Source organism: Mycobacterium sp. DBP42 (assembly GCF_005924235.1).
In the GTDB taxonomy this organism is placed as follows: domain Bacteria; phylum Actinomycetota; class Actinomycetes; order Mycobacteriales; family Mycobacteriaceae; genus Mycobacterium; species Mycobacterium syngnathidarum.
Genome location: NZ_VCMY01000022.1, coordinates 13,007 through 30,932, shown reverse-complemented (window position 1 = coordinate 30,932; position 17,926 = coordinate 13,007). Strand labels below are relative to the sequence as shown.

Sequence of the window (17,926 nt, the reverse complement as noted above, 5' to 3'; positions counted from 1 at the left end):
GGGTCAGGCGTCACGCCTGTTCAGCACCACCGCGGCAGCCACGAACGCCACCGCGACCCACACCAGGAAATAGACCAGCGAGCCCAACTCACCCCACGGCATGACATACGCCGGGAACAGCCAGTCCACGTGCAGGAACGTGAACATGTTGGCGAACGGCAGCCAGGGCCCGGTCTGGGGGCCGGAGTTGGGCATGTTCCCCAGCAGCGGCTCGGCCACCAGCGGCCACAGCAGCAGAACCGCCACCGCACCGGCCGCGAATCGGACCAGCGCACCGACGGCCACGCCGAGCACCGCGGCCAGCGCGGCATACAGGGCGAACCCGCCGGCCACCCGCCAGGTCGCCGCATTGGCCAGCGACAGTTGCGTTCCGACCACCGGGTTGGCCACCATCCGGGCCACCAGCACCGAGGCCAGCACCATGACCACCGCACACACCGACGAGAAGGCCGCGCACACCACCGCTTTCGCGGCCAGCACCTGCGTACGGTTCGGCGTGGCCAGGAAGGTGGTGCGGATCAGCCCGCTGCGGTATTCGCCGGTCATTGTCATCGAGGACAACACCATCAGTACCGGAACCCCGAACACCGCGACGCCGAGCGCGGCCTTGGCGGGAGGCAGCCCGGCGTAGTGATGCGCGCCCATACCCTGCATGGCGGCCACCCCCAGGCTGAGTACCGCCACCCCGACCGTGGACCACAGCGGGGAGCGGGTGGTGGACAGTTTGATGCGCTCGGCGTCGAGCGCGGACAGCGCGCTCATGCCTGGGCCGCCCGGTAGTCGACCGCGTCGTCGGTGAGTTTCAGATATGCCTCCTCCAGCGAGGCCTGCCGCTGGCTCAACTCGTGCAGGGTGACGGCGTTGCGCGCGGCCAGGTCGCCGATCACCTCGATGGCTGCGCCGTGCACTGCCAGCGCGTCGCCGTCGGCGGTGGCCTCCACCTCGAAACCGGCGTCGGTGAGAACCTCGCGCAGAGACTCCAGTTGCGGGCTACGTACCCGCACGGTGTCGGCGGACGTACCGCTGACGAACTCGTTCACGGTGGTCGAGGCGATCAGCTTGCCCTGCCCGATCACCACCAGTCGATCGGCGGTGTTGGCCATCTCGGCCAGCAGGTGGCTGGACACGAACACCGTCCGGCCCTCGGCGGCCAGGCTGCGGATGAGGGTGCGCACCCAATGGATGCCCTCGGGGTCGAGCCCGTTGACCGGTTCGTCGAACAGCAGCACCGGCGGATCGCCCAGCAGTGCGGCGGCGATGCCGAGGCGCTGACTCATGCCCAGCGACAGCGTGCCGGCACTGCGGTCGGCAGCCGAGGTCAGCCCGACCATCTCCAGCACCTCGTCCACCCGGGCCGACGGAATCCGGTTGGCGGCCGCGATCCAGCGCAGGTGGTTGCGGGCCGAGCGGTTCGGATGGGCCTGCCGCGCATCGAGCAGGGCGCCCACCGATCGCAACGGATCGTGCAGTTCGCGGTATCGCTTGCCGTCGATGGTCGCGGTCCCGGCGCTGGGATGGTCGAGCCCGAGGATCAACCGCATCGTGGTGGTCTTCCCCGCGCCGTTGGGCCCCAGGAATCCGGTCACCACGCCCGGTTCGACGGTGAACGTCAGATCGTCGACAGCTCGGTGGGATCCATAGAGTTTTGTCAGCCCCGTGAGTTCGATCATCACCGCCATCATTGCAGGCGGTGCCGTTCTGACTGCTCAGGTTCAGTTCAACCGAACATTCCCGTCACTGGGCACGCCCGGTATCAGCGCTGAGAGCCGGGCTCGACGCCTGAGCCCAGAACCGTTTCGGGATCCGGCCGGCCTGCCGAGCCAGGTACCCGGCGGTGACGGCCGCGGACATCGCGGCGGCCATGGTCGGCGGGTCGGAAGCCCGGGTGACGGCCGTGGCCAACAGCACGGCGTCACAACCCAATTCCATCGCCATCGCCGCGTCGGAGGCGGTGCCGATACCGGCATCCAGCACCACCGGTACCCCGGCCCGCTCGACGATCATCTCGATGTTGTGCGGGTTGGAGATGCCCAGGCCGGTGCCGATCGGCGAACCCAACGGCATGACGGCGGCACAACCGGCATCCTCCAGCCGGCGGGCCAGCACCGGGTCGTCGTTGGTGTAGGGCAGCACGATGAATCCGTCGTCGACCAATTGCTCTGCGGCCTTGACCAGTTCGATGGCATCGGGCAACAGGGTGCGCTCGTCGGCGATGACTTCGAGTTTGACCATGTCGGTGCCCAGCGCCTCCCGGGCCAGCTGCGCGGTCAGCACCGCCTCGGCCGCACCGCGACAGCCGGCGGTGTTCGGCAGGGCCGCGATGCCGAGCCGGTTGAGCAGGTCGAGCACCCCGGTACCGGTCTCGGCGTCCACGCGTCGCATCGCCACGGTGGTCAACTCCGTGCCCGAGGCGATCAGCGCCTCTTCCAGCACAGCCAGATTCGGTGCGCCCCCGGTACCCATGATCAGCCGCGAGCCGAACTCCCGGCCCCCGATGCGCAACACAGAATCAGCCACCCTGCACCGCCGTCACGACCTCCACCCGGGCGCCGTCGGACAACGTCCGGTCCCACTCGGAGCGGGGCAACACCGACCAGTCCAGCGCGACGGCAATGCCCTTGTCCGGGAAGCCCCGGGTTTCCAGCAGCCCCTCGATGGTGGTCTGCTCGTCCACCTCGAGGGTTTCGTTGTTGACCGTGATGGTGATCATTTCGCTCCCACGCTCACCTCGAGTTCAGCCGCGATCCGCTCAGCGGTCCACGGCGCCAACAGAAATCCGTTCCGGCCGTGTCCCACGGCCACCAGGGTGCGCTCGTCGACCCGTTCGACCACCGGCAGCCCGTCGGGTGTCATGGGACGCAGCCCCGCCGCGGTCTCGGCAAGTTCGTACTCACCCAGGGCCGGCATCACCGCGCAAGCGTCCTCAAGCAGGTCGCGCACCCCGCTGACCACCGGCGCGGTGTCGCGGCCGTGCTCGTACTGGGTGGCACCGACCACCACACCGTCGGCGCGCGGCACCAGGTATACCGGACGGCCGTGCACGCGGGCCCGCACCACCCGCTGCGGCACCGGCATACAGCCCTTGCGCCACCGCAGCCGCAGCACCTCGCCCTTGACCGGGCGCACCGGAAGGCCTGCCACGAGCTTGGGCGCGTCGATCCCGTTGGCGACGACGAGCATGTCGGCGTCTCGCACGTCGGCGAGGTCCTCGACCGGCCCGGCCCACCGCACCGCCAGCTGTTCGCAGCGCGCGGCCAGTCCGTCGACCACGGCACGGTTGTCCACGGCGAGTTCGGTGGGGGCCCGGAATCCGTGCCGGATGCCTTGGGCCAGTAGAGGTTCCACATCGCGGGCCGCGGTGGTCAACTCGACCGGCTGTCCCTGGGCGGACAGCCATTCGGCGACGGTGTGCAGGTCGGCGACATCGGCCCGGTCCACGGCGACCACCAGTGACTCCCGTGCGGTGACCACCTCGGGCGCCAGCCCGTCGAGGAACCCCGAGTGCCACAGCTTGAGCGACTCCAGGCCGATCTGCAGCATCTGCTCCTCGCCCGGCCAGCCTTCGCTGTGCGGGGCCAGCATGCCACCGGCCACCCACGACGCGCCGCGTTCCGTGCTGCAGTGCAGCCGCACACTCCAGCCGTCCAGCGCGGCCCGGCGCGCGACCGACAGCCCGATCACACCGCCGCCGATGACAGCGAGTGTTCCGGCTCCTCCTTTTGCCATACTCCGCTCCCTACGCCGGCATGACCCGGATCAGGTGTGACGGTAAGGGCCGGTCCGGATGCCCACTCTCAGCCCCTCGTCCCAGGGACTCCCGTATTGCCAGTCCAGGGTACTCGGGCGGTACCGGCTACCGTCGCGGTGTGGAATCACCCGTCGACCGTCTGCAGCGCGCCACCCTCTACCTGTGCACCGACGCCCGCCGTGAGCGGGGTGACCTGGCCGAATTCGCCGACGCGGCGCTGGCCGGCGGGGTTGATCTGATCCAGCTGCGCGACAAGGGCTCGGCCGGGGAGAAGCAGTTCGGACCGTTGGAGGCACGCCAGGAGCTCGAGGCGCTCGAAGTACTGGCCGACGCGGCGCGGCGGCACGGCGCCTTGCTGGCGGTGAACGATCGCGCCGACATCGCCCTGGCGGCCGGGGCCGATGTCCTGCATCTCGGTCAGGACGATCTGCCGCTGGACATCGCCCGCGGCATCATCGGAGAGCGCCCGGTGATCGGCCGCTCCACCCACGACACCGCGCAGGCCGCGGCCGCAGTCGATGAAGCAGTGGACTACTTCTGTGTCGGGCCGTGCTGGCCGACTCCGACCAAACCGGGACGCTCCGCGCCGGGCCTGGACCTGGTGCGCTCGACGGCTGCGCGGCAACCGGCCAAGCCGTGGTTCGCCATCGGCGGGATCGATCATCAGCGGCTACCCGAGGTGCTCGCCGCGGGTGCCCGGCGCATCGTGGTGGTGCGCGCGATCACCGCGGCCGAAGACCCTCGGGCGGCTGCCGAAGAACTGAAGGACGTGCTCAGTAGGGCTTATTGATGCCGGTTGCGCTCCAGCGGCAGCGACGCCGTCACCACCCGCAACTGCGCCCAGCTCGCGGCGAAGCCGGGATGCAGCGGCAATTCGGCGACCTCGTCCTCGGCCACCCAGCGCAACTCGGAGCTCTCCCGGTTCGGGATCGTGGCCAGCGGTTCGGGCACGTCGGCGATCACCGTGGTGTAGGACCAGTGCGTGCCGCCGATGCCGGCCACCTCGGCAGTCACCACGGTGGTCCGCACGGTGAGCTGCTCGGCCGTCACCCCGGCCTCCTCGTTGGCTTCCCGGACCGCGGCCTGCTCGGCGGTCTCGTGACTGTCGCGGGCACCGCCCGGCAACGCCCACGTGCCGCCTTGATGGCTCCACGGCGCCCGGTGTTGTAACAGCACCGCCGCCGCTGCGCCGGGCCACGGCGCCCGCAGCAACAGGCCCGCCGCACCGTGACGCCCCCAATAGCGGGCGCCGTTGTCGGAGAACACCCAGCCGTCACCGTCGCCGCGCACCCGTACAGGATAAGGAACGGCGCCAGTTTCGGTGCGGCCCAATTTCTCCGCGAGCCTAAGCGCAGCCCTCTTAGAATTTTTTTATAGTGGTGGCACGCCCCGATTGCACCGAAACTAAATGAGGTCCGTGCGCAGGTGACTGTGGAGTTGGCACATCCCTCGACCGAACCGCTCGCGTCCCGGTCGCCGACTACTCCTGCCCACCCACGCTGGTGGTTTCTGTGGACCACTCCCGGGCGCATCCTGACGATCGGGCTCGTGTTGTCCGCACTCGTGCTCGCCAGCGCATTCGCGACGTCCACCACCATCAACGACCGCCAGCAGGCGTTGACCACGGTGCTCGACCACACCGAGCCGCTCGCGTTCGCGGCCGGCCAGCTCTACACCACGCTGTCGGTGGCCGACGCCGCCGCGGCCACCGCCTTCATCGCCGGTGCCGAACCCCGCGATGTGCGGCAGCGCTACGAACAGGCGATCACCGACGCCTCGGTGGCGGTGACGCGGGCATCGAGCGGGCTGACCGACGAGACGCTGGTGCAACTGCTCGGCCGGATCAACGCGCGGCTGGCCGTCTACACCGGCCTGGTCGAGACCGCCCGCACCAACAACCGGGCGGGCAACCCGGTCGGTTCGTCGTACCTGTCGGAAGCCTCGGCGCTGATGCAGTCGCAGATCCTGCCCGACGCGCAACGGCTCTACGAGGAGACCTCCGCCCGGGTGGACGCCGAGACGACGGCCTCCACCCGGATCCCGGCCCCGGTCATGCTGGTGGTGTTGGCGACGCTGATGTTCGGGGTGTTCGCCAATCGCTGGCTGGCGCGCCGGACCAGGCGGCGGGTAAACATCGGTTTCGTGGCGGGCGGGCTGGCCGTGCTGATCATGTTGATCTGGGTGACCACCGCGCTGGTGATCTCGACTTCGGACAGCCGCAGCGCCAAGGACACCGCCGCCGAATCCCTCAAGACGGTGACCAACCTGGCCATCACCGCCCAGCAGGCCCGGGCCGACGAGACGCTGGCCCTGATCCGGCGCGGCGACGAAAACCTGCGCAAGCAGTCCTACTACCAGCGCATCGAGGCGATGCAGCAGCAACTCGCGCAGTATCTGGCCCGCGACACCGGTATCGACAAGAGCGATCTGACCGGTGCCGAACAACTGCTCACCAAGTGGCGCACGGCCGATGACCGGATCAACGCCTACATCGCGGTGGGCAACTATCAGGCCGCGACGCAGGTGGCATTGGGCACCGGCGAGGATGATTCCACGCCGGCCTTCGACAAGCTCGACGACGCATTGTCCAAGGGCATCCAGGAGAGCCGCAGTCAGCTGCGCAACGACATCGCCAATGCCCGCCGGGTGCTGTCCGGTGCCACGGTGGGTGCCGCCCTGCTCAGTGTGGCCGCCGCGCTGGCGGTGGCCCTGGGCCTGTGGCCTCGACTCAGCGAGTACAGATGATGGGAACGATGCGAAAGATGTTGGCCGTCCTGACGGCGGCCCTGGCCGTGGCCGGATGCAGTCAGAGCGCGCCGGCCCTGACGGCGCCGACGATGACGCTGGCGCCACCCAGCCCGGCCGGCATGCAGGAACTCGCCCCCCAACCGGTGCGGGTGCCGACGCCGAACACCGACGAGTGCAACCGCACTGCCAGTCTGCGGCCGTTCAGCAACAAGGCCGACGCCGACGCCGCGGTGGCCAAGATCCGCGAACGGGGACGGCTGATCGTCGGGCTGGACATCGGCAGCAATCTGTTCTCGTTCCGCGATCCGATCACCGGTCAGATCAACGGCTTCGACGTCGACATCGCCGGAGAGGTGGCGCGCGACATCTTCGGCACGCCGTCACAGGTCGAATACCGCATCCTGTCCTCGGCCGACCGCATCACGGCCCTGCAGAACAACCAGGTGGACATCGTGGTCAAGACCATGACCATCACCTGTGAGCGCCGCAAGCAGGTGAACTTCTCCACCGTGTATCTGATGGCCCACCAACGGATCCTGGCCCCGCGGGACTCCAACATCTCGCAGGCCTCCGATCTCTCCGGCAAGCGGGTGTGCGTGGTGGACGGCACCACCTCGCTCAAACGGATCCAGCAGATCAGCCCGTCACCGATCATCGTGTCGGTGGTGACCTGGGCCGACTGTCTGGTGGCACTGCAGCAGCGGCAGGCCGACGCGGTCAGCACCGACGATTCGATATTGGCCGGACTGGTGGCGCAGGATCCTTATCTGCACATCGTCGGCCCGAGCCTCAACGAAGAGCCCTACGGCATCGGGTTGAACCTGGAGAACACACCGCTGGTCCGGGTGGTCAACGCGACACTGGAACGCATCCGCCGCGACGGCACCTGGAACACGCTGTACCGCAAGTGGTTGACGGTCCTGGGTCCGGCGCCCTCACCCCCGGTCGCGAGGTATGTCGACTGATGAAGAAGCCCGACGACGCTGATCTTGCTGATCTTCCGGAAACCCCCGACACCGCAGGCGGTCCCGGAACACAGCCGGCGAGCCTGGAAGACCTCGACATGGACTCGCATTCGACCATACGGCCCATGGCGACCCAGGCGGTGTTCCGTCCGGAGTTCGACGATTCCGACGATGGGCCGTTCGGCGGGGCCGACACCGAACCGCAGAACCTGGCCACGATCGCCACCCGGATCCTGTCTCCGATCCGCAGGTTGGGCGGCGGACTGGTGGAGATCCCACGGGTGCCCGAGCGGGACCCGTTGGCGGCGTTGATGACCAACCCGGTCGTGGCCGAACAGAAGCGGTTCTGCTGGAACTGCGGCAAGCCGGTCGGCCGGTCGTCGTCCGACGGGCACGCCTTGTCAGAGGGCTGGTGCCCGCACTGCGGCAGCGCGTACTCGTTCCTGCCGCAGTTGTCGCCGGGTGAGATCGTCGCCGACCAGTACGAGATCAAGGGCTGCATCGCCCACGGTGGATTGGGCTGGGTGTATCTGGCCTTCGACCACAACGTGAACGAACGCCCCGTCGTGCTCAAAGGTCTGGTGCACTCCGGTGACGCGGAAGCCCAGGCGATCGCCATGGCCGAACGCCAGTTCCTGGCCGAGGTGACCCATCCGGGGATCGTGAAGATCTACAACTTCGTCGAACACGACGACAAGCACGGTAATCCGGTCGGCTACATCGTGATGGAGTACGTCGGCGGAACATCGCTGAAACAGGCCAGGGGAACCCGGCTTCCGGTGGCCGAGGCGATCGGCTACATGCTCGAGATCCTGCCCGCGTTGGGCTACCTGCATTCGATCGGGCTGGCCTACAACGACCTCAAGCCCGAGAACATCATGATCACCGAGGCGCAGCTCAAGCTGATCGACCTCGGCGCGGTGTCGCGGCTCAACTCCTACGGGTACCTGTACGGCACACCGGGATTCCAGGCCCCCGAGATCGTGCGCACCGGACCGACGGTGGCCACCGACATCTACACCGTGGGGCGCACGCTGGCCGCGCTGACCTTGAATCTGCGGACCCGCCGTGGCCGCTACGTCGACGGTCTTCCTTCGGAGGACCCGGTGCTCGACACCTACGACTCGTTCGGCCGGTTCCTGCGCCGGGCCATCGATCCCGATCCGCGGCGTCGGTTCACCAGCGCCGAGGAGATGTCGTCGCAGCTGCTCGGTGTGCTTCGCGAAGTGGTGGCGGCCGACACCGGGATCCCCCGCCCCGGCCTGTCGACCGTCTTCAGTCCGTCCCGGTCGACGTTCGGAGTCGACCTTCTGGTCGCCCACACCGATGTCTACGTTGACGGGCAGGTGCATTCGGAGAAGCTGACCGCCCAGGAGATCGTGCGGGCGCTGCCGGTACCGCTGGTGGATCGCACCGATGTGGGTGCGCCGATGTTGGTCGCGAGTGTGCTCAGCCAACCCGTGCACACCCTCGACCAGTTGCGTGCCGCGCGCCACGGCTCTCTCGACTCCGAGGGGGTGGACCTGGCCGAGTCGGTGGAGCTGCCGTTGATGGAAGCACGCGCCCTGCTCGATCTGGGCGACGTCGCCAAGGCCACGCGCAAACTCGACGACCTGGCCACCTGGGCCGGCTGGCGCTGGCAGCTGGTGTGGTTCCGCGCTGTGGCCGAGATGCTCTCAGCCGATTACGACTCGGCGACAAAGCATTTCACCGAGGTACTGGACACCTTGCCCGGCGAGCTGGCACCCAAGCTGGCGTTGGCCGCCACGGCCGAGTTGGCCGGCACTGCCGACGAGCTCAAGTTCTACAACACGGTGTGGAGCACCGACAACGGCGTCATCTCAGCCGGTTTCGGCCTGGCCCGCGCCGAGTCGGTCGCCGGGACCCGCGACAAGGCAGTCGAGACGCTCGACGAAGTCCCGCCCACCTCACGACATTTCACCACTGCCCGGCTGACCAGCGCGGTGACCCTGCTCTCGGGCCGGTCCACCGGCGAGATCACCGAACAGAACATCCGTGATGCGGCCCGGCGGGTGGAGGCGCTGCCCGATTCGGAGCCGCGCGTGCTGCAGATCAGGGCGCTGGTGCTGGGCACCGCGATGGACTGGCTGGCCGACAACTCGGCGAGCAGCAATCACATTCTCGGATTCCCGTTCACCGAGCACGGTCTCAAGCTGGGCGTCGAGGCGTCGCTACGGGCGTTGGCCCGCGTCGCCCCCACGCAGGCGCATCGGTACGCGCTGATCGACCTGGCCAACAGTGTGCGGCCGATGAGCACCTTCTGATATCCGCACGCAGGCCTGCGCGATCGCCAACTCCTCGTTGGTCGGCACCACCAGCACGGTCACCGCTGAGTCCGGTGTGGAGATGCGACGGGCCTCGCGTGAGGACGAGGCATTGAGCGCCTCGTCGATCGTGATGCCCAGCCCGGTCAGCCCGGCCAGCGCGTCGCGGCGCACCGCGGCATCGTTCTCCCCCACTCCCGCGGTGAAGCTGATGACATCGGTGCGGCCCAGCACCGCGAGGTAGGCGCCGACGTACTTGCGGAGCCGGTGGATGTAGACGTCGTAGGCCAATTGCGCGTTGTCGTCGCCGGATTCGATCCGGGCGTGCAACTTACGGAAATCGTTTTCGCCGCCGAGGCCGCGCACACCAGAGCGCCGGTTGAGCATCGTGTCGATGTCCTCGACACCCATGCCTGCCGTGCGGCACAGGTACATGATGATCCCGGGATCGACGTCGCCACTGCGGGTGCCCATCACCAGGCCCTCCATCGGCGTCAGGCCCATCGAGGTGTCCACGGCCCGCCCCTCGGCGATCGCCGACGCCGACGCACCGTTACCCAGGTGCAGCACAATCTGATTCAGCGACTCGTACGGGCGATCCAGGAAGGCAGCGGCCTGCTGGCTGACGTACTGGTGCGAGGTGCCGTGGAAGCCGTAGCGCCGGATACCCCAGCGCTGGGCCACCTCTCGGTCGATGGCGTAGGTCGCGGCCGCCTCGGGCAGGTTGTGGAAGAACGCGGTGTCGAACACCGCGACGTGCGGCAGATCGGGCAGCAGCTTGCGCGCCACCTCGATACCCAGCAGTGCGGGCGGATTGTGCAGCGGGGCCAGCGGAGCCAGTTCCTGCACCTTGGCGATCAGCTCGCCGTCGATCAGGGTGGGCCGGTAGAAGGTCTTGCCGCCGTGCACCACCCGATGCCCCACCGCCACCAGGCCCAGCGTGTCCAGGTGCAGACCCTGCGCGGCCAACTCGTCGAACGCCGCCCGCAGCGCGGCGTCATGATCGGGCACCTGCGCCGAGCCGATCTGCTCGATGATGCCGTCGGCCAGGAACTCGCCCGAATCCGGTTTGACCACCGCGTATTTGAGCGACGAAGACCCGGAGTTGACCACCAGAACCGTCATGAGTCTTTGGTGCTCCTCACGTCCGCGGGCCGCCCCTGCGCCTGAATCGCCGTGATCGCCACGGTGTTGACGATGTCCTCCACGAGCGCCCCGCGGGACAGGTCGTTGACCGGCTTGTTGAGCCCCTGCAGCACCGGGCCGATGGCGATCGCACCGGCACTTCGCTGCACGGCCTTGTAGGTGTTGTTGCCGGTGTTGAGATCGGGGAAGATCAGCACGGTGGCCCGTCCCGCCACCGCCGAATCCGGCATCTTGGTCAGCGCCACCGAGGGCTCCACTGCCGCGTCGTACTGGATCGGGCCCTCGACCAACAGGTCCGGTTCCCGCTGACGGACCAATTCGGTCGCGGCCCTGACCTTGTCGACATCGGCGCCGGTACCCGAGGTGCCCGTCGAGTAGGACAGCATGGCCACGCGCGGATCGATGCCGAACTGGGCGGCGGTGCGGGCCGAGGAGATCGCGATGTCGGCGAGTTGCTCGGAGGTCGGGTCGGGCACGATCGCGCAGTCGCCATAGGCCAGCACCCGGTCGGCCAGGCACATCAGGAAGATGCTGGACACCGTGGAGATCCCGGGCGCGGTGCGGATGATCTCGAAGGCCGGACGCACGGTGTGCGCCGTGGTGTGTGCCGCACCCGAAACCATGCCGTCGACCATCTGGTTGTGCACCAACATCGTGCCGAAGTACGACACGTCGTGGATGATCTCGCGGGCCTGCTCGACCGTCACGCCCTTCTTGCGGCGCAACTCGGCGTACTGCTCGGCGAACTGGTCGCACAACTGGCTGGTACGCGGGTCCAGGACCGCCGCCGCGTCGAGGTCCACACCGAGTTCAGCTGCCCGGGAGCGGATCTGGCTCTCCTCACCGAGGATCGTCAGCTCGGCGACCCCGTGTTGCAGCAGCCGGCCGGCGGCTTTGAGGATGCGGTCGTCAGTACCTTCGGGCAGCACGATGCGCTTGCGGTCCGAACGGGCCTGGTCGAGCAGTTTGTAGGTGAACATCTGCGGGGTGGTGACCGCGGGGATCGGGATGCTCAGCTGATCGAGCAGGTCGTTGACGTCGACGTGTTTGTCCATCAGTGCCAGCGCGGTGTCGATCTTGCGCTGCGATTTCGCTGTGACCCGACCGCGCGCCCCGGCGACCCGGCTTGCGGTCTCGAAGGTTCCGTACTCGGTGGCCACGATCGGCAGCCGCTGCCCCAGCCCCTCTACCAGCGAAGCAATGGCCGGATGCAGCGCCAGACCGCCGTTGAGGATGATGCACGACAGCGACGGAAAGCCTTCTGCGGCATGGGCACTCACCAGGGCCAGCACCACGTCCGAACGGTCGCCCGGGGTCACCACCGCGACTCCCTCGGTGAGCCGCTCCAGGCAGTGCTCGGCGGTCATGCCGGCCACCATCACGCCCATCGCCTCACGCGAGAGCAGCTCGGGATCCCCGGCGATCACCGTGCCGTCGACCGCCACCTGCAGTTCGGCCACCGACGGTGCCACCAGCACCGGCTCCTCGGGCAGCACATAGGCGGGCGAACCGAGCGGTTTGAGGGCCGCGGCCACCGCGTCGAGCTGCGCCGGGTCGCACCGGTTGGCCACCACCGCCGCGGCATGCGCATGCTGGTGGTTCAGTTCGGCCAGGCACACCTCCACCACGTGGGCGACCTCACCGGGCGTGCGGTCGGCGGCCTTGACCGCGAGCACCACCGGTGCACCCAGGTTGACCGCGATGCGGGCGTTCATGCTCAGCTCACTGGGCGTGGCGACGTCGGTGTAGTCGCTGCCCACGATCAACACGGCGTCGCATTTCTCGGCCACGCGGTGGAACCGGTCGACGATCTCGGCGATGGCGACGTCGGGATCTTCGTGCACCTGCTGGTAGCTGACCCCGACACAGTCGTCGTAGCTCAGCCCCGCGGTGGTCCCGGCCAGCAGCAACTCGAGGATGTAGTCGCGGTCCTCACCGAGGCGCGTGATGGGGCGGAACACCCCCACCCTGGGCACGGTCGCGGCCAACCGGTGCAGAATGCCCAGCGCAATGGTGGATTTACCGGTGTCCCCTTCGGGTGAAGCTACGTAGATCGCGGTCGCGATGTTTCCATCCGGCACGGCTCCAGCATTCCCTAGGTCAGCCCAGCGCCGCCACCGCCCCCGCAAATTCCGTGCAGAACCAGTCCACGTCGCTCATCGAGAACACCAACGGCGGGCGCACCTTGAGGACGTTGCCGTCTGCCCCGCACACCGAGATCAGCACCTTGCGGTCCCGCATCGCATTGACCAGGTCGTGGGCGCCGGCGCGGTCGGGGGCCTTGAGGTCGGGGTCGGTGACCATCTCGACGCCGACGTACAGCCCGGCACCGCGCACATCGCCGATGCGTGGGGTCTCGGTGGCGATCCGGCTGAGCTCGTCGCGCAGCGCGGTCCCGACCCGCCCCGCGTTGGCCATCAGGTCCTCGTCCTCGATGACGTCGAGCACCGCGCCCGCGGCAGCCATCGACACCGGATTGCCGCCGAAGGTGTTGAAATACGGCACCTCACGGGCGAACGTCTTAAGTACCTCGCTGCGGGCCGCCATCGCCGCCACCGGTAGCCCGTTGGCCATCGGTTTGCCCATGGTGATCAGATCCGGCACGACGCCATGGCGGGTGAAGCCCCACATCGCCTCCCCGGTGCGGCCGAACCCGGGTTGCACCTCGTCGGCGATGAACACCCCACCTGCCGCCCGCACCGCCGCCACCGCCGGCGCCAGCACCGCGGGGTCCGGGTAGATGCCGTCGGAGGAGAAGAACGTGTCGACGATCAGGCAGTTCATCCCGTGCCCGGCCGCTTTCAGGTCAGCGACAGCGGATTCCACGCCGGCCAGGAACCGGGCGGCCACGTCCTGGCCCGAACGGTAACTGTCCGGTGCGGCCACCACACGCACATGAGGACCGATGGCGGTGGCACCCCCGATCGACGGTGAAATCGCCGTCACCGCTTCGGTATTGCCGTGGTAGGCGTCGCAGGTGACGATCACACCGCGGGCGCCGGTATACATCTGGGCCACCCGCAGCGCCAGATCGTTGGCCTCCGAGCCGGTGCAGGCGTACATCACCTGATCGACCTCGGCGGGCAACGTATCCAACAACCGCTGCGAGTAAGCCACGATGCCGTCGTGCAGGTACCGGGTGTGGGTGTTGAGCGTCTCGGCCTGCCGGGTGATCGCGGCCACCACCCGCGGATGGCAATGGCCGACGCTGACGACGTTGTTGTACGCGTCGAGATACCGTTCACCGTCCGCGTCGAACAGGTGGCTGCCGCTGCCGCGGACCAGGTGCACCGGCCGTTCGTAGAACAGCCGGTACGCCGGGCCGAGTAGGTGGGCGCGGGCTTCGATCAGCCGCTCGGTGTCAGGGTCGGTTGCCAGACCGGTGTAACTGTTGGAGTCCATGATGTTCGAGAACCCCATGCCCGCGCCCCCCGTTCAGCGTTCGTGCGCTTCCTCCAACACTGTGCGTCCGAGATCGGAATAGCGTTGCGGATTCCTGAATTTCAGGAACAGCGCCCACAACACACCACCGATTCCGGCGATGCCAACAACATACGGGATACAGGTGAAGATCCAGTCCGAAGCGGCTGAACCCGCAGCAAACGACGCGTTCTTGGCGAGCAGGTAGATCACATAGAGCATGCCCGTGCCGCCCAGCAGTGGCGCCAGGAAGGTGGTGAACCAGTTCGCGGTCTCGGGATGGCGCTTCTGCACGTGGAAGTAGGAGATCACCGAGAACGCCGCCAGGGCCTGCACGATCATGATGGCCGTGGTGCCCAGCAACGCCATCAGGCCGTAGAGACCGGTGTAGGGATCACGTCCGGTGATGTCGAAGAACATCACCACCACGGTCGCGAATCCGGTCTGCACGAATCCGGCGATGTGCGGTGATCCGTGCACCGGATGGGTCGCGCCGATGGTCTTGCGCATGCCCGGGATGACGTTCTCCCGACCGATGGCGTACAGGTAGCGTGCGGCGCAGTTGTGGAACGCCATACCGCAGGCGAACGAGCCCGTCATCAGCAGGATCTTGAACATGTCGACAGCCCACTGTCCCAGATGCTCGTGCACGGGCGTGAAGAAGATGTTGCCGGCCGTGGCCGAATCTTGCGCCAGCGCAATCGCATTCTGCGGACCGGTGCCGACGATCGCGAGCCACGAAACGATGACGTAGAACGCGCCGATACCGACGACCGAACAGATCACCGCAATCGGGATGATCTTCTTGGGGTTTCGCGACTCTTCGCCGTACATGGCGCTGGACTCGAAGCCGACCCAGGACCAGAACGCGAAGAACAGGCCGACACCGGCCGATCCGGCGACGGTGATCATGCTTCCGTCGACGCCGGCGACCTCACCGGACAAACTCTGCAAACCGTTGAGCGGGTTGAGCGATCCCAGCGACCACCCCTGCGGGCCGCCACCGGTGAACACCACTGACAGCGCCATCATGGCCAGCATGATGATCTCGGTGATCAGGAACACCCCGAGTACCTTGGCCGCCAGGTTGATGTCGAAATAGGTCAGCACGGCATTCACCGCCAGCATCACCACGGCGAAGAGGATCCAGGGCACGTCGATGTTGAAGAACGACTTGAACAGATCGTTGCCGAAGAACGAGAAGATGCCGATCAGCGATGCCTCGAACACCATGTAGGCCAGTGCGGTGAGGAATCCCGCACCCAACCCGACGACGCGGCCCAGGCCGTGCGAGATGTAACCGTAGAACGCACCGGTGGCGGTGATGTGCTTGCTCATCGCCGCATAACCGATGGCGAACAGGGTCAGCACGATGGTGGCGACGAAATATCCGGCGGGCGCATAGGCGCCGTTGCCGAAGCCGACCGCGATCGGCACGTTGCCGACCATGGCCGTGATGGGGGCGGCGGTGGCCACCGCCATGAACAGCACGCCGACCAGTCCCACGGCGTTGGGTTTGAGGCGTTGGATTGGGGCACCGGCCTGGGCCGGCGGATCGATGATCTCGCTCATTTCGGGTCCTAACTGAAGGACGGTTTTCGGACCACTATTTGGTCTGATTGCCTGGGCGTCGACGACGACTTTGTGGTGCGACGCAGCACATTGTTATCCCGCCCAGGTCAATGGGCAACTCGAAAGTTCCTGGTAGTCAACGCCTTTGTTGCGGCGATGTTTCGAACCTGGGAATCGTGCAACGGCCAGGTTAAGCAGTCGGTTTTGGTCTGCCCTGGACGCTCGATTTGGTTCAGACTCGGGGCATGCCCCAGACCCCTGGCGGCCCGGTCGCCGAGGACGTGCGTCGCCGCATCCTGTCCATGCTGGCCTTGGGCTCCTTGCGGCCCGGCTCGCGGCTGGGCACCGAGCGTGAGATGGCGGAGAGGTTTTCGGTGTCGCGGTCCACGCTGCGCAGTGCACTGTTGCCGTTGAGTCAGGCCGGCGTGCTGGAACGCCGGACCGGGCGCAACGGCGGCACGTTCGTCCGCGCCGACGTCGTGGAACGCAACGCTGCCGAGTTGGCCGGCCTGCCGGCCCGGCTACGCAGCAGTGGTCACAGCAGCGCCACCCGGGTACTGGCCACCGACCGCAGGCCGGCCACCCAGGTTGAGGCGCATGCACTCGAAATCGCGGATGGGACAGAGATATTCACGATCCGGCGGGTGCGGTTCGCCGACGGTGTGCCGCTGTCGGTGGATCTGGCGTGCTTCGTGGCCGACCATGTGGAGGACCTGCTGGAACAACCGCTCGGCGGTTCGCTCTACGAGCTGGTGCGGGTGCGCTACGGGCTGACGCCGGCTGTCACCACCGAGACCATCGAAGTGGTCAGCGCCAGCCCCCGCGAAGCGCAGTGGCTCGACATCGCCCACCGCAAGCCGCTTCTGGCCATCACGCGGGTCACCCGCGACGACAGCGGACGGCCGTTCGAGTACGCCTACGACCTGTTCCGGGCCGACCGGGTCCGGCTCACCGCCACCAGCCACGGCAGGGTCGGGGCGGTGCGCCGGTCGGTCAGCAGCGCTTAACCCAGCTTGCGCAGCCGGGGCTCCAGATCCTTCTTGAACAGGTCGAGGAACCGGCGCTGATCATGCCCGGGGGCGTGGAACACCAGGTGGTTCAGACCCCACTTCACGTACTGGCCGACCTTCTCGACCGCCTCGTCGGGATCGGATGCGACGATCCAGCGCTTGGCGACCTGCTCGATGGGCAGCGCGTCGGCGGCCTTCTCCATCTCGATCGGGTCGTCGATCGAGTGCTTCTGCTCGGGCGTCAGCGACAGCGGGGCCCAGAACCGGGTGTTCTCCAACGCCAGCTTCGGATCCGGGTCGTAGGAGATCTTGATCTCGATCATCCGGTCGATGTCGTCGGCATTGCGGCCGGCCGCCTCCGCGCCCTCCTTCACGGCGGGGATGAGCTTGTCCTTGTACAGCTCTTCGCCCTTGCCCGAGGTGCAGATGAAGCCGTCACCGGCACGGCCCGCATACTTGGCCACCACCGGCCCGCCGGCGGCGATGTAGACCGGCACGCCGCCGGTGGGCACGTCGTAGATCGAGGCGCCCTTGAGCCGGTAATACTCGCCGTCGAAGTCCACACGGTCGCCGACCCACAGCTCGCGCATGAGCTTGACCGACTCCCGCAGCCGCGCGAAGCGCTCCTTGAACTCCGGCCATTCCCCGGCGTAGCCGGTGGCGATCTCGTTGAGCGCCTCACCGGTGCCCACGCCCAGGAAGATGCGGTCCGGGTACAGGCACGCCATCGTCGCGAAAGCCTGCGCGATCACCGCCGGGTTGTACCGGAACGTCGGTGTGAGCACCGAGGTACCCAACACCAGCCGCTCAGTGCGCTCGCCCACCGCAGTCATCCAGGCCAGCGAGAAGGGCGCATGCCCACCCTCGTGCCGCCAGGGCTGGAAATGGTCGCTGACCGTCGCGCTGTCCATCCCGGCCGCCTCGGCCAGCACCGCCAGCTCGACAAGTTCCCGGGGCGCGAACTGCTCCGCCGATGCCTTATATCCCAGTTTCAGTTCAGCCACGGGTTCGTTTCTACTCCTATTACTAAAC

The 17,926-nt window shown here is 67.6% G+C and carries 16 protein-coding genes and 1 riboswitch; of the genes, 5 read left to right on the top strand and 11 right to left on the bottom strand.

Annotation, left to right across the window (positions count from 1 at the left end):
* Positions 1 to 3: 3 nt before the first annotated feature.
* The 5 genes from E0T84_RS19350 to thiO form a co-directional block, all read right to left on the bottom strand.
* On the bottom strand, positions 4 to 762 hold the full coding sequence (locus E0T84_RS19350; protein WP_070187613.1) for an ABC transporter permease: 759 nt from the start codon (positions 760 to 762) through the stop codon (positions 4 to 6).
* Positions 759 to 1,670, bottom strand: a complete 912-nt coding sequence (locus tag E0T84_RS19345) for an ABC transporter ATP-binding protein (protein WP_070187644.1) — start codon at positions 1,668 to 1,670, stop codon at positions 759 to 761. The genes E0T84_RS19350 and E0T84_RS19345 overlap by 4 nt, the downstream gene beginning before the upstream one ends.
* 64 nt (positions 1,671 to 1,734) lie before the next feature.
* Positions 1,735 to 2,517 (bottom strand): thiazole synthase, encoded by a 783-nt coding sequence (locus tag E0T84_RS19340; RefSeq protein WP_138745246.1) that lies wholly within the window; start codon positions 2,515 to 2,517, stop codon positions 1,735 to 1,737.
* Positions 2,510 to 2,710 (bottom strand): sulfur carrier protein ThiS, encoded by a 201-nt coding sequence (gene thiS, locus E0T84_RS19335; RefSeq protein WP_019344619.1) that lies wholly within the window; start codon positions 2,708 to 2,710, stop codon positions 2,510 to 2,512. The genes E0T84_RS19340 and thiS overlap by 8 nt, the downstream gene beginning before the upstream one ends.
* On the bottom strand, positions 2,707 to 3,726 hold the full coding sequence (gene thiO, locus E0T84_RS19330; protein WP_138745245.1) for a glycine oxidase ThiO: 1,020 nt from the start codon (positions 3,724 to 3,726) through the stop codon (positions 2,707 to 2,709). Before thiO ends, thiS begins: the two co-directional genes overlap by 4 nt.
* Positions 3,717 to 3,831: riboswitch (TPP riboswitch) on the bottom strand. Its footprint overlaps the gene before it by 10 nt.
* Positions 3,832 to 3,866: 35 nt before the next feature.
* Between thiO and thiE the strand changes: the two genes are divergently transcribed.
* Positions 3,867 to 4,538: a thiamine phosphate synthase gene (thiE, locus tag E0T84_RS19325; RefSeq protein WP_070187610.1), complete on the top strand. Its 672-nt coding sequence runs from the start codon at positions 3,867 to 3,869 to the stop codon at positions 4,536 to 4,538.
* On the opposite strand, the gene E0T84_RS19320 is transcribed toward thiE, so the two are convergent.
* Positions 4,532 to 5,038 carry an NUDIX hydrolase gene (locus tag E0T84_RS19320; RefSeq protein WP_070187609.1) on the bottom strand — a complete coding sequence of 169 codons (507 nt, stop codon included), beginning with the start codon at positions 5,036 to 5,038 and terminating at the stop codon, positions 4,532 to 4,534. The genes thiE and E0T84_RS19320 overlap by 7 nt on opposite strands.
* 135 nt (positions 5,039 to 5,173) lie before the next feature.
* On the opposite strand from E0T84_RS19320, the gene glnX reads away from it, so the two are divergent.
* Genes glnX through E0T84_RS19305 form a run of 3 tightly spaced genes read left to right on the top strand, consistent with a single transcriptional unit; the run spans position 5,174 to position 9,746 of the window.
* On the top strand, positions 5,174 to 6,493 hold the full coding sequence (gene glnX, locus E0T84_RS19315; RefSeq protein ID WP_070187608.1) for a protein kinase G-activating protein GlnX: 1,320 nt from the start codon (positions 5,174 to 5,176) through the stop codon (positions 6,491 to 6,493).
* Positions 6,493 to 7,461, top strand: a complete 969-nt coding sequence (locus tag E0T84_RS19310; protein WP_371726106.1) for a glutamate ABC transporter substrate-binding protein — start codon at positions 6,493 to 6,495, stop codon at positions 7,459 to 7,461. The genes glnX and E0T84_RS19310 overlap by 1 nt, the downstream gene beginning before the upstream one ends.
* On the top strand, positions 7,461 to 9,746 hold the full coding sequence (locus E0T84_RS19305) for a serine/threonine-protein kinase PknG (RefSeq protein WP_138745244.1): 2,286 nt from the start codon (positions 7,461 to 7,463) through the stop codon (positions 9,744 to 9,746). Before E0T84_RS19310 ends, E0T84_RS19305 begins: the two co-directional genes overlap by 1 nt.
* On the opposite strand, the gene E0T84_RS19300 is transcribed toward E0T84_RS19305, so the two are convergent.
* The 4 genes from E0T84_RS19300 to E0T84_RS19285 are packed head-to-tail and all read right to left on the bottom strand — an operon-like array spanning position 9,654 to position 15,884.
* Complete coding sequence (locus tag E0T84_RS19300) at positions 9,654 to 10,871, bottom strand: acetate kinase (protein WP_138745243.1); 1,218 nt, start codon at positions 10,869 to 10,871, stop codon at positions 9,654 to 9,656. The genes E0T84_RS19305 and E0T84_RS19300 overlap by 93 nt on opposite strands.
* Complete coding sequence (gene pta, locus E0T84_RS19295) at positions 10,868 to 12,973, bottom strand: phosphate acetyltransferase (RefSeq protein WP_138745242.1); 2,106 nt, start codon at positions 12,971 to 12,973, stop codon at positions 10,868 to 10,870. The genes E0T84_RS19300 and pta overlap by 4 nt, the downstream gene beginning before the upstream one ends.
* A 19-nt stretch (positions 12,974 to 12,992) precedes the next feature.
* Positions 12,993 to 14,312: an aspartate aminotransferase family protein gene (locus E0T84_RS19290; protein WP_138745241.1), complete on the bottom strand. Its 1,320-nt coding sequence runs from the start codon at positions 14,310 to 14,312 to the stop codon at positions 12,993 to 12,995.
* Between the two features lie 15 nt (positions 14,313 to 14,327).
* Positions 14,328 to 15,884, bottom strand: a complete 1,557-nt coding sequence (locus E0T84_RS19285) for an APC family permease (RefSeq protein ID WP_070187603.1) — start codon at positions 15,882 to 15,884, stop codon at positions 14,328 to 14,330.
* A 245-nt stretch (positions 15,885 to 16,129) separates the two neighbouring features.
* Here E0T84_RS19285 and E0T84_RS19280 point away from each other — a divergent pair, with 245 nt between their 5' ends.
* Complete coding sequence (locus E0T84_RS19280) at positions 16,130 to 16,891, top strand: GntR family transcriptional regulator (protein ID WP_070946615.1); 762 nt, start codon at positions 16,130 to 16,132, stop codon at positions 16,889 to 16,891.
* Here E0T84_RS19280 and fgd read toward each other — a convergent pair.
* Positions 16,888 to 17,898 carry a glucose-6-phosphate dehydrogenase (coenzyme-F420) gene (gene fgd / locus E0T84_RS19275; protein ID WP_138745240.1) on the bottom strand — a complete coding sequence of 337 codons (1,011 nt, stop codon included), beginning with the start codon at positions 17,896 to 17,898 and terminating at the stop codon, positions 16,888 to 16,890. The genes E0T84_RS19280 and fgd overlap by 4 nt on opposite strands.
* Positions 17,899 to 17,926: the final 28 nt, after the last annotated feature.